This is a genomic window from Streptomyces sp. NBC_00190 (assembly GCF_036203305.1).
Taxonomy (GTDB): domain Bacteria; phylum Actinomycetota; class Actinomycetes; order Streptomycetales; family Streptomycetaceae; genus Streptomyces.
Map to the genome: position 1 here is coordinate 5,520,280 of NZ_CP108131.1, position 11,325 is coordinate 5,531,604.

Below are 11,325 nucleotides of genomic sequence, written 5' to 3' on the forward strand. Positions count from 1 at the left end.
GTCATCGGCCCAGCTCACCAGTGGCCGACCGGTCCCACAACTGCATTAACCTCACCCCGTGAACGACGACTCCACCATCTACACCGGCAAGGCCACCCCCGACGCCGCGGCCGACCGGGGCTGGCTCCTCGGCCACTTCAAAGACCCCGCCGACCCCCGTCACAGCGAGGACGTGGAGATCAAATGGGGTGTCCACCCGAAGGGCGACGAGCGGGAGCGCTGGGCGACCGCGGAGAAGCGGACCGCGCTGCTGGTACTGATCAGCGGCCGTTTCCGGCTGGAGTTCCCGGGACGGACGGTCGTCCTCGCCGAGCAGGGGGACTACGTGCTCTGGGGGCGCGGCGTCGACCACTCCTGGTACGCGGAGGAGGACGCGGTGGTCCTCACCGTCCGGTGGCCCTCGATCCCCGGCTACCGGACCGACGAACCCGATGACCAGGGCCGCCCCGAGCCCTCCGGCCGGCCCGCTGGGTGACCGACGTCCCGCACTTCCCGGTTCCCCTGTGACGATGCACACGAAAGGGGCCAACGATCACGAAACGCTGAGATCGTCGAGGCGTAGACCATCTTGGCCGCACTTCCGGGGCGATCCCCCGAGCGGTCGGCCCGGCCTTCACGAGTTCAAGCGTTCTTTGCGACGGGCTGTCTCCCGGTAAAGATCCGAACCACCAGGGAGCACGTTTCCGTTGGCAGCACTCGCGCGTTGGTGCATGCGGCACCGACTCCTCGCCGTCATGATCTGGCTGCTCGCCCTCGGGGGGACCACGGCGGCCGCGGCGAGCGCCGGGTCCGCGTTCTCCAACGACTACGAGGTCCCCGGCACCGAGTCCGGCAGGGCGGGCGACCTCCTGCGGGAAGGCTTCCACGGCCAGGGCGGAGACACCGACACCATCGTGTGGCGGGCCCCGGAGCATCAGAGCGCCCGCACCCCGGACGTACGGCAGCGCATGACCCGGGCACTCGACGCCGTAGCCGCGCTCCCCGGCGTCGGATCGGTCGCAGGCCCCTACGGCCCCGGCCCCGACAGCGCCGCCCGGATCAGCCCCGACGGGCGCACCGCCTACGCCGTGGTGACCTTCGAGCGGCAGGCCGACGCCGTACCCAAGGCCCAGGCCCAGGCGGTCGTCGACGCGGCGAAGAACCCGGCCACCGAGGCCGACGGCCTCCAGGTCGAACTCGGCGGACGCGCCGTCGGGCTGACCGAGGCGCCCACCGCGCACCTCGCCGAGGTCATCGGTGTCGCCGTCGCGGCCCTGGTCCTCTTCCTCGCCTTCGGCTCGCTCGCCGCGAGCCTGCTGCCCATCGCGACCGCCCTGGTCAGCGTGGGCACCGCGTATTTCGGCATCACCCTGCTCGGCCACGCGATGCCGGTCGCCGACTTCGCCCCGATGCTCGGCACCCTCGTCGGCCTCGGCGTCGGCATCGACTACGCGCTGTTCATCGTCACCCGGCACCGCAAGGGCCTCGCGCGCGGACTCCCCGTCGAGGAGGCGGCCGAGAACGCCGTCGCCACCACCGGCCGGGCCGTCGTCTTCGCCGGAGCCACCGTCTGCATCGCGCTGCTCGGCATGCTGGTGCTGCGGCTCAACTTCCTCGACGGCGTCGCGATAGCCGCCTCCGTGACGGTGGTCCTCACGGTCGCCGCCTCGGTCACACTGCTGCCCGCCCTCCTCTCCTCCATCGGCACCCGAGCCCTCTCGCGCCGCGAGCGCCGCAGACTCGCCGCCGACGGTCCGCGGCCCGAACACACCACCGGCTTCGCCGCCCGCTGGTCCGCCTTCGTGGAACGGCACCCCAAACTGCTCGGCACCGTCGCCACCGCGGTCATGCTGGTGCTGGCACTGCCCACCCTCTTCCTCCACCTCGGCACGTCCGACCAGGGCAACAACCCGGCCGGCTCCACCACCCGACAGGCCTACGACCTGCTGGCCGAGGGTTTCGGGCCCGGCACGAACGGCCCGCTCGCCGTGGTCGCCCGCCTGGACGGAGCCGGCGACCGCCTCGCCGTCGAGCGCCTGGCCGAGGCGCTCCGTACGACGAAGGGCGTCGCCTCCACCGGCCCGGCCGTCCTCAACCGCAGCGGGGACACCGCCGTCCTCACCGTCGTACCGGACTCCGCCCCCCAGTCCCGGGCCACGAGCGACCTCGTCGACAGACTCCGCGAGGACGTCATCCCGCGCGCCGGGCACGGCAGCTCCATGCAGGTCCACGTCGGTGGCGTGACGGCCGGCTACGACGACTTCGCCGGGGTCATCGTCGGGAAACTGCCGCTCTTCGTCGGAGTGGTCATCACCCTCGGCTGCGTGCTGCTGCTGCTGGCCTTCCGGTCCATCGGCATCCCGCTCAAGGCGGCGCTCATGAACATCGCCGCGGTCGCCTCCTCCTTCGGAGTCGTCGTGGCGGTCTTCCAATGGGGCTGGGGCAGCGAGCTGCTCGGCCTGGGCAGTGCCGGGCCGATCGAACCCTTCCTGCCCGTGATCATGGTGTCCGTACTGTTCGGACTCTCGATGGACTACCAGGTCTTCCTCGTCAGCCGGATGTACGAGGAATGGCTGGAGACCGGTGACAACAAGCGGGCCGTCCGCGTGGGCCTCACAGAGACCAGCCGGGTCATCAACTCGGCCGCCGTCATCATGATCTCCGTCTTCCTGGCCTTCGTCCTCAGTGGCGACCGGATCATCGCGATGTTCGGCATCGCCCTCGCCGCGGCCGTGGCCCTCGACGCCTTCGTGCTGCGCACCCTCCTCGTCCCGGCCCTGATGCACATGCTCGGCGGCGCGAACTGGTGGCTGCCCGCCTGGCTCGACCGGCGGCTGCCCCGGATCAGCATCGAGCCCCCGGAACACCGCCCCCATGCGAAACTTCCGGCACAGCGGCCGAGCGATGACAGCGCGGAGCCGGCTGACTCCGTACCCGTGTCCCGCTGACCAGCCGTAAGGACTCCCCGCATGTTCGCGATAGACCTGGCCGAAGACGCCCAGCTCAAGCCGCTGGAGGTGTGGCACGCCGAGGAATTCCTCGCCCACATGGACCGTGGCCGCGAGTTCATCGGCCAGTACGTCGGCTTCCCCGACCGTGCCACCGACCTGGACTCGGCGCGCGAGCTGCTCCGTACGAACGCCGAGAAGGCCGCGAACGACGGCACCCGCTTCTTCGGCATCTGGGTCGAGGGCACGCTCGTCGGCGGCGTCCTCTACCCGGTCTTCGACGCCGCCGGCGGCAACTGCGAGGTCGGCTGCTGGCTGGAGCCCGCCGCCGCCGGACGCGGCCTGGTCACCGCCGCCTGCCGGGTGCTCATCGACTGGGCCTTCAACGGGCGCGGCATGCACCGCGTGGAGTGGCACGTCGCCACCGGGAACAAGAAGAGCATCGCGGTCGCCGAGCGCCTCGGCCTGACCCGCGAGGGCGTGATGCGCGAGAACCACCTGCACCGGGGCGCGCGCCAGAGCACCGAGATCTGGGCGGTTCTCGCCCACGAGTGGGCGGCGGCCCGTCCCTCCTGAACCCGGTCCGGGCCCCGCGGCCGCGGGGCCCGCCGCAATTCTCATGAACCTCTCAGACTCGCCGCTTACCGTGCCCCGCATGGACACCACGAAGACCCCCGCCCCGAACGCCTCCGAGGCGGACGCCACCCCCGCCGACCTCGAGAAGGCCGAGATCCCCCAGCCCGCCGAGGCCGAGGCCGACGCCGTACTCACCGACGCGGACCTGGACGACGAAACGTTCGCCGAGGACGTGGCCGGGGACGAGCAGCCGAGCCACGTCGGATCCGCGGCCTCCGCGATCGTCGCCGCGGGTCTCTCCGTCGTCGCGCTCAGCGGCAGCTGGGTCGCCGGCATCGTGTCCGAGCGCAAGAGCATCACCGGCCGCCTGGAGCTGACCCAGGCCGCCGACGCCAACGCGCAGATCGCCGCCCAGTTCATCGGCCCGTGGCACTCCACCGCCCTTGTCAACGGCATCTTCGCCACCCTCGCCCTGATCATCGCCGTCTTCGTGCTGGCCCTGCCCGCCTTCGGCACCCCCGAGCGCACCCTCCCCGCCTGGGTCCGGTCCGTCTCCTGGGCGGCCATCGCGCTGGGCGCCCTCGGCATCCTGCTCTTCGTCCTCATGTACTTCGACCTCCTCCTCACCATCCCGAAGGCAGCCGCCTAGGCACCGCCTTAGGCCTCCTCGGCCCGGCTCACGAACCCTCCGCCCCGGACTAAGGCCCTGCGGCCCCGGCAGATGCGGCATGCGACCGATGTGCCGGTACCCCCTGGGACGCGAATCTTGGATCACACCGAACGAGGTGCCCGAGAAACGCCACCAGGGAGTACGAGATGTTCGAGTACGAGATCGCAGCCGCCCGCAACGCCGACCTCATCCGCGAGGCCGACGCGTACCGCCTGGTGCGGGAGGCCGAGAAGGCGCGCCGTGCCTCCTCACGAAGCCAGGAACCCGAAAGGGCGGTGAGGGAGCACCGGAGCCGCTTCGCCCGCACCGCGTGACCCGCGCCGACCGCGTGAACTGACACGTGATGAGAAGCGCAGGGATAACGAGTGCCGCCGCCAGGGACGTCTGTGCGATGCTCGGCGACGTGGAGACCAGATCTGTCAGCCCGGTGTTCGTCGGCCGCGCCGACGAACTGGCCGTACTCACCGACGCATTGACCCGCGCCGCCAGCCGTGAGCCGCAGGCGATGCTCATCGGGGGCGAGGCCGGGGTCGGCAAGACCCGCCTCACCGAGGAGTTCCTCGGCGAAGCGGCCCGCCGCGGCGCCGTGGTCGCCGTCGGAGGCTGTATGGAGATCGGGGCGGAGGGGCTTCCCTTCGCCCCGTTCTCGACGGCCCTGCGCACCCTGCACCGGCAGCTCCCCGAGGAGCTCGCCGCCGCAGCCGCGGGCCAGGAGGACGAACTCGCCCGGATCCTGCCCGAACTCGGCGACACCCCGCGCGGCCCGCACGACGAGGAAAGCACCGCCCGGCTCTTCGAGCTGACCGCCCGGATGCTGGAGCGGCTCGCCGCCGACCGCACCGTCGTCCTCGTCCTGGAGGACCTGCACTGGGCGGACACCTCCACACGCCACCTGCTCTCCTACCTCTTCCGCACTCTGTCCAGCGGTCGCCTCGTCGTCGTCGCCACCTACCGCGCGGACGACGTCCACCGCCGCCACCCGCTGCGGCCCCTCCTCGCCGAACTGGACCGGCTCCGCACGGTCCGGCGCATCGAGCTGCCCCGCTTCAACCGGGCCGAGGTGCGCCGCCAGCTCGCCGGCATCCTCGCCTCGCAGCCCGACGAGGACTTCGTGGACTCCGTCTTCGACCGCTCCGACGGCAACGCCTTCTTCGTCGAGGAACTCGTCGCCTCCCGGGCGAGCGGCTGCCGTGCCGGACTCACCGAATCCCTGCGCGACCTGCTCCTCGTACGTGTCGAGGTCCTCCCCGAACGGGCCCAGGGCGTCGTGCGCATGGTCGCCGAGGGCGGCTCCACCGTCGAGTACCCGCTCCTGCGCGCCGTCGCCGGGCTCAGCGAGGACGAGCTCATCGAAGCTCTCCGGGCCGCCGTCGGTGCCAACATCCTGCTCGCCACCATCGACGGGGACGGTTACCGCTTCCGCCACTCGCTGGTGCGCGAGGCCGTGAGCGACGACCTGCTGCCCGGCGAGCGCTCCCGCGTCAACCGCCGCTACGCCGAGGCCCTGGAGGCCGACGAGTCCCTGATCCGCGCCGAGGAGCGGGTCATCCGGCTCGCCAGCTACTGGTACCACGCGAACGACGCGTCCAAGGCGCTGCCCGCCGCGCTCGCCGCCTCCGTGGCCGCCCGCCGCCGACACGCCTACTCCGAGCAGCTGCGCCTGCTGGAACGGGCGATGGACCTGTGGGAGAGCGCCCCGGAGGACGTCCGCGAGGCGCTTCGCCCGGCGGACTACACCGATGTGTACCCTCCGTGCGGCTGCGACCCGGCCACCACCCCGCTGCAGCGGCTCGACCTGCTGGCCGAGGCGACCGTCGCAGCCCGCTACGGCGGGGAGCGGGAACGCGCCCTGAAGTTCTGCAAGACGGCCGTGCGCATGCTGGACGACGGCCACGACCCGCTGCGGGCCGCCTGGTTCTGGACCGAACGCTCCCGGCTGGTCGCGAGCCTCGGCCGGGGCGACGGCTGGGACGAGATCGCCAAGGCCCAGGAGCTCGTACAGGGGCTGCCCCCGTCCCAGGTGCATGCCGAGGTCCTGGTCCGGGCCGCGGGCTGGGGCATGCTCCACGACCCCGGCCCCGGCAACATCGACGCCGCCGAACGCGCCGTCGAATACGCGCGGATGGTCGGAGCCGAAGACATCGAGCTCAATGCCCGGATCACCGTCGGCAGCCTGATCACCGACGCCGGCGACCCCGAAGCCGGTCTCGCCGAGATGCACTCGGTCAGGGAACGGGCCACGGAACTCGGCCTCGCCGTGCTCGCGGGTCGTGCACATATCAACCTCGCCTCTCAGTTGGAAGGTCTGGGCCGGTCCCGTGAAGCCGTGGAACTGGCTGAACTGGGCGCTGAACTGGTCCGCAAGTCCCGGCTGCTGGACTCCGAGGCCTGGGTCAGCGGCAACATGTCGGAGAGCCTCTACAGCCTCGGCCGCTGGGACGAGGCCGCCGAGGCGGCCCGGCGCACGCTGCTCGTCGGGCAGAGCGCTGCCCCACGCGGCGCCGCCGCCACCCAGCTCGCCCATCTGGCACTGGCCCGCGGTGAATTGACCGAGGCCGCCCAGCAGCTCACCGCCGCCCACGCCCACTTCGGCACCCACGCCATCCAGCCCCAGCACCGGATACCGCTGTACCGTCTCGCGATTGGTGTCGCCGCGGGGGAGAGCCGGATCGCCGACGTCCGGGCCGAGACGGCCGCCGCCGTCGCCTACGGATTCCCGCTCGGGCAGCACCGCTACGGCTGGCCGCTGCTCCTCGCCTCCGCCACCGCGGAGGCGGACTCCCGGGGATTCCCGGCCGCCGACGCCGACCGGGAATCCGCCCTGGGCGTGTTGCGCAAGGCCGCCCGCAACCTGCCCGCCCCGGCCCCCGTGTGGTGCGCCCACGCCGAGTACCTCCGGGCCGAACTGCTGCGGGCCGAGGCCCGGGACACCGTGGCCGACTGGAGCGCCGTGGAGGAGGCCGTCCGCCCGCTGGAGCGCCCGTACCTGCTGGCCCGGGCCCGCCACCGGCTCGCCGAGGCCCTGCTAGCCGCCGGCGCCGACCGCGAGCGAGCCGCCGCCCTGCTGCGCGAGGCCCACGCCACCGCCGACGGGCTCGGCTCACGCCGGCTGCGTGAGGACCTGGCCCTGCTCGCACAGCGCGCCCGGCTTCCGCTGTCCACCGCGGACACACCCCAGGTCCCGCAGGTACCCCAGGCCGACCCCGTGGAGGAGCTGGGCCTGACCAGCCGCGAGCGCGAGGTACTGCGCCTGGTCGCGGCCGGCAGCACCAACCGCAAGATCGCCGAGGAGCTGTTCATCTCCCCGAAGACGGCGAGCGTGCACGTCTCGAACATCCTGGCGAAGCTGGGCGTCGCAGGCCGCGGCGAGGCGGCCGCCCTCGCCCACCGGCTGCGCCTCTTTACACCGGCCGGGCCGGCCGCTCCTCCGCCGGAGGCCGCTCGTCGAGGCGTATGAGCACGTGGCCGGACTCCAGGTCTATCGGCCCCCGTCCCGGGTCCCCGTCACCGACGTCGACCCGGGATAGCTCCAACCGCTTCTTCTCGTCGTCCGTGTGCCCCCGTCCCGGGTTGAAAAGCTCCTCGATCATGTTGAACACCGCGTCCACCGTGCCTTCCGTCCCCCACGGGGGCCAAAGCCCTGTCCGGGCCGGCTATCGCACTGTCAGTGTCAGGATCCTGTCGTCGCCCGCTTCCGGCGATCCGCGCCCGTCCGTCTCGCTCGTGACCAGCAGCAGTCTGTCCCCGCCGAGAGCCAGCACCGTGCGCAGCCGCCCGTACTTCCCCTCCAGGAACGCTTCGGGCTCCGCCGCGAGTTCCGCACCGGCCAGCGGGATCCGCCACAGCCGGCTGCCCTTCAGCCCGGCCATCCACACCGACCCCTCGGCCCAGGCGATCCCGCTCGGGGAGGCCTCGTCGGTCTTCCACACGGCCACCGGATCCCGCATGCCCGGTCTGCCGGCCTTCCCCTCGGCCTCCGGCCAGCCGTAGTTGGCGCCGGGCTCGATCAGATTCAGCTCGTCCCAGGTGTTCTGGCCGAACTCGGCCGCCCACAGCCGTTTGTCCTTGTCCCACGCGAGGCCCTGCACATTGCGGTGCCCGTAGGAGTAGACGACCGAATCGGCCTCGGGATTGCCGTGCACCGGATCCCCGTCCGGCGTCATCCGCAGGATCTTGCCGCCCAGCGATCTCCTGTCCTGCGCCAGCCCCTTGTCACCGGTCTCGCCCGTTCCCGCGTAGAGCATCTTGTCCGGGCCGAAGGCGATCCGGCCGCCGTTGTGGACGAGGCCCTTGGGAATGCCCCGGAACACCGTGTCCGGGGCGCCCAGTTGCTGCCCGGCAGGTCTCTGCTCGTCATAACGCAGCCGTGCGATGCGGTTGTCGGACTCCGTCGTGAAGTACGCGTAGACCAACCGGTCCGAGGCGAAGGACGGCGACAGGGCGAGGCCCAGCAGCCCGCCCTCCCCGCCCGGAGCCACCCCCGGCACCTTGCCGATCTGCGTCACCGCGCCCGTGTCCGCCGCGACCCTGCTGATCGTCCCCTTGTCCCGCGAGGCGACCAGCAGGTCCCCGCCGGGCAGCGGGGCCACACCCCACGGGGACTCCAGGCCCTTTGCGACCTCACCGGCCACCGTCACCGAGCCCTTGGCCGGCGGGCCCGAGGCCTGCGGAGAGGCGGACGGGCTCCCCGACGGGCCGGGTGATCCGGGGCCGGTCGCGGCCTTGCCCGGTGGAGAGCTGCCCGCCGCCGAGCCCGGGCCGCCCGCCGGCGAGCATCCCGTGACCAGCAGGGCGCCGCACCCCGCCAGCGCGAGGGCCGCCAGCACGCCCTGACGCCGAGCGCCCGGGCCCCCGAACCCCGCCTGCCGCCCGCGAGAACTTCCGTATCGCATCGCCCTGCTCCCTTCCCGGTGCTCCGATCCTGCCCCTTCACCCGTCTCAACAGCCGCAGAGGTTCCCGAAGTTCCACCACTCGTACACCCGATCGAGTGGTTGTGGGCGAGGCCCCGTCCCCGTCAGTCCCAGGCTCCCACGGCGACCGGAAGGGACGCGATCTCCGCGAGGTCCCCGGCCGTGAGCCGCACCTCCGCGGCCCGCGCGTTCTCCGCCGCCCACCGTGCCCGGTCCGCCCCCGGCACCGGCACCACCTGCGGCCCCTGCGCCAGCACCCACGCCAGCGCCACCTGCGCGACCGTGACCTCGGGCCCGTGCCGTCCCGCCACCCGCCGCAGCCCCGCCACCAGCCCCTGGTTCGACGCCATCGCGTGCGCCGTGAACCGCGGATGCCGGGCCCGCACGTCCTCCGACTCGAAACCCTCGCCCGGGGTGAGCGTCCCCGTCAGGAATCCGCTGCCCAGCGGCATCGCCGCCAGGAAACCCACCCCGCGCGCCGCGCACCACGGCAGGAGCTGCCACGCCGCCTCCGGCGACCACACCGAGAGCTCCGCCTGCACCGCGCTCACCGGGAACACCTGCTGCGCCCGCTCCAGGTGCCGCACGGTCGTGGCGTACGCCCGGTCCCCGCGCCGCCCGGCCCCCGGCCCGGCGCCCGCCCCCAGCGCGCAGAACCCGAGCGCCCGCACCTTCCCCGCGCCCACCAACTCCGCCATCGCACCCCAGGTCTCCTCCACCGGCACCTCCGGATCCACCCGGTGCAGCTGGTAGAGGTCTATGACATCGGTCCGCAGCCGCCGCAGCGAGGCGTCGCAGGCCCGCCGCAGATAGCCGGGCCGGCCGTCGGCCACCACGTGCTGGTCGCCCGCCCGCAGCCCGACCTTGGCCGAGACGAACGCCTCGGAGCGCCGGTCCCGCAGCACCCGCCCCAGCAGCAGCTCATTGGTGAACGGTCCGTACACATCGGCGGTGTCCAGCAGGTTCGACCCCAGGTCCAGCGCCGTGTGCACCGCCGCCACCGACTCCTGCCCCCGCCGCCGCGAAGGCGCGTACGCCCAGCTCATCGGCATGCAGCCGAGTCCGACCGCGCCCACCGCCAGTGCTCCCGCCCCGATCGACCTGCGCTCCACCCGTGCGTCCCCCTCCCCCGCTCCCGGTCCCGCCGCTCCCGGTCCCGCAATCAAACTAACGGCTTGATCGCGATGGCTTGGCATAGCCTCGTGATCATGACTGCAAAGACCTGGGACGTCTGGCTCCCCTTCCCCGCCGCGGAGATCGAGGGCCTGCCCGACTCCTTCCGATACCGCGTGTGGGACGGCGAGGACGACTTCCCCGCCGATCCGGCCGACTGCGTCTTCTACGTGGCCCCGTACATGAAGCCCCCCGCGGTCACCGTGCGCCCGCTGGCCTCGATGTCCGCCGTCCAGGTCGTCCAGACCCTGACCGCCGGCATCGACGATCTCGTCGGGGAGCCGGGGGGCCTCGGCAGCCTGCGTCCCGGCGTACGGCTGTGCAACGCCGTCGGGGTCCACACGGCCAGCACCGCCGAACTCGCCCTCACCCTCGTCCTCACCTCCCTGCGGGGCATCCCCGGCATGGTCCGGAGCCAGGACCGCGAGGAGTGGAGGGCCGGCTTCTACGGCGCCCTCGCCGACAAGTCCGTCCTGATCGTCGGCTACGGAGCGATCGGCTCGGCCGTCGAGGACCGGCTCGTGCCCTTCGAGTGCGGGCCGGTCGACCGCGTCGCGCGCTCGGCACGCACCGCGCCGCGCGGCCCCGTCCACGCCCTGGCCGACCTGCCCGAACTCCTGCCGCGGGCCGACGTGGTGATCCTCACCATGCCGCTCACCGAATCCACCCGCGGCCTGGCCGGAGCCGAGTTCCTGAGCCGCATGAAGGACGGCGCCCTGCTCGTGAACGTCGCGCGCGGCCCCGTCGTCGACACCAAGTCCCTGCTGGCGGAGGTGGATTCGGGCCGGCTGCGGGCGGCGCTGGACGTCACCGACCCGGAACCGCTGCCCGCGGGCCACCCGCTCTGGCATGCTCCGAATGTCCTGATCACGCCCCATGTGGGCGGCAGCAGCTCGGCCTTCGAGCCGCGGGCCAAGCGCATGGTGGCGCGCCAGCTGACCCGGTTCGCCGCCGGGGAGTCCGTGGAACACACGGTGCTGATCACCGAGTGACGCGAGCGAGCACGCTCCGCAGTCGTCCGGATGCGTTCAGCAGGACCAACTCCCTTGATGGTAACGCAGCGTAGAG

10 protein-coding genes are annotated in these 11,325 nt (G+C 72.6%); 7 read left to right on the forward strand and 3 right to left on the reverse strand.

Going from position 1 to position 11,325, the window contains the following annotated elements:
- Nucleotides 1-58: 58 nt before the first annotated feature.
- From OG429_RS26755 to OG429_RS26780, 6 genes are all read left to right on the forward strand, one after another.
- On the forward strand, nucleotides 59-475 hold the full coding sequence (locus OG429_RS26755; RefSeq protein ID WP_328927799.1) for a signal peptidase I: 417 nt from the start codon (nucleotides 59-61) through the stop codon (nucleotides 473-475).
- A 211-nt stretch (nucleotides 476-686) separates the two neighbouring features.
- Nucleotides 687-2,927: an MMPL family transporter gene (locus OG429_RS26760; RefSeq protein WP_328927800.1), complete on the forward strand. Its 2,241-nt coding sequence runs from the start codon at nucleotides 687-689 to the stop codon at nucleotides 2,925-2,927.
- Nucleotides 2,928-2,948: 21 nt separating this feature from the next.
- Nucleotides 2,949-3,503 (forward strand): GNAT family N-acetyltransferase, encoded by a 555-nt coding sequence (locus OG429_RS26765; protein WP_328927801.1) that lies wholly within the window; start codon nucleotides 2,949-2,951, stop codon nucleotides 3,501-3,503.
- Nucleotides 3,504-3,582: 79 nt separating this feature from the next.
- Nucleotides 3,583-4,152, forward strand: coding sequence for a hypothetical protein (locus OG429_RS26770; protein ID WP_328927802.1), 570 nt, complete (start codon nucleotides 3,583-3,585; stop codon nucleotides 4,150-4,152).
- 167 nt (nucleotides 4,153-4,319) lie between these two features.
- Nucleotides 4,320-4,487 carry a hypothetical protein gene (locus tag OG429_RS26775; RefSeq protein ID WP_328927803.1) on the forward strand — a complete coding sequence of 56 codons (168 nt, stop codon included), beginning with the start codon at nucleotides 4,320-4,322 and terminating at the stop codon, nucleotides 4,485-4,487.
- A 77-nt stretch (nucleotides 4,488-4,564) separates the two neighbouring features.
- Nucleotides 4,565-7,630, forward strand: a complete 3,066-nt coding sequence (locus tag OG429_RS26780; RefSeq protein ID WP_328927804.1) for a helix-turn-helix transcriptional regulator — start codon at nucleotides 4,565-4,567, stop codon at nucleotides 7,628-7,630.
- Here OG429_RS26780 and OG429_RS26785 read toward each other — a convergent pair.
- The 3 genes from OG429_RS26785 to OG429_RS26795 form a co-directional block, all read right to left on the reverse strand.
- Entirely contained in the window at nucleotides 7,575-7,763 is a 189-nt protein-coding gene (locus OG429_RS26785) for a DUF6191 domain-containing protein (protein ID WP_328927805.1), read from the reverse strand. The genes OG429_RS26780 and OG429_RS26785 overlap by 56 nt on opposite strands.
- 63 nt (nucleotides 7,764-7,826) lie before the next feature.
- A complete protein-coding gene (locus OG429_RS26790; protein ID WP_328927806.1) occupies nucleotides 7,827-9,065 on the reverse strand; it encodes a PQQ-dependent sugar dehydrogenase in 1,239 nt (412 codons plus the stop codon).
- A gap of 123 nt (nucleotides 9,066-9,188) precedes the next feature.
- Complete coding sequence (locus OG429_RS26795) at nucleotides 9,189-10,196, reverse strand: aldo/keto reductase (RefSeq protein ID WP_328927807.1); 1,008 nt, start codon at nucleotides 10,194-10,196, stop codon at nucleotides 9,189-9,191.
- A gap of 96 nt (nucleotides 10,197-10,292) precedes the next feature.
- Between OG429_RS26795 and OG429_RS26800 the strand changes: the two genes are divergently transcribed.
- Complete coding sequence (locus tag OG429_RS26800; RefSeq protein ID WP_328927808.1) at nucleotides 10,293-11,249, forward strand: 2-hydroxyacid dehydrogenase; 957 nt, start codon at nucleotides 10,293-10,295, stop codon at nucleotides 11,247-11,249.
- Nucleotides 11,250-11,325 lie beyond the last annotated feature (76 nt).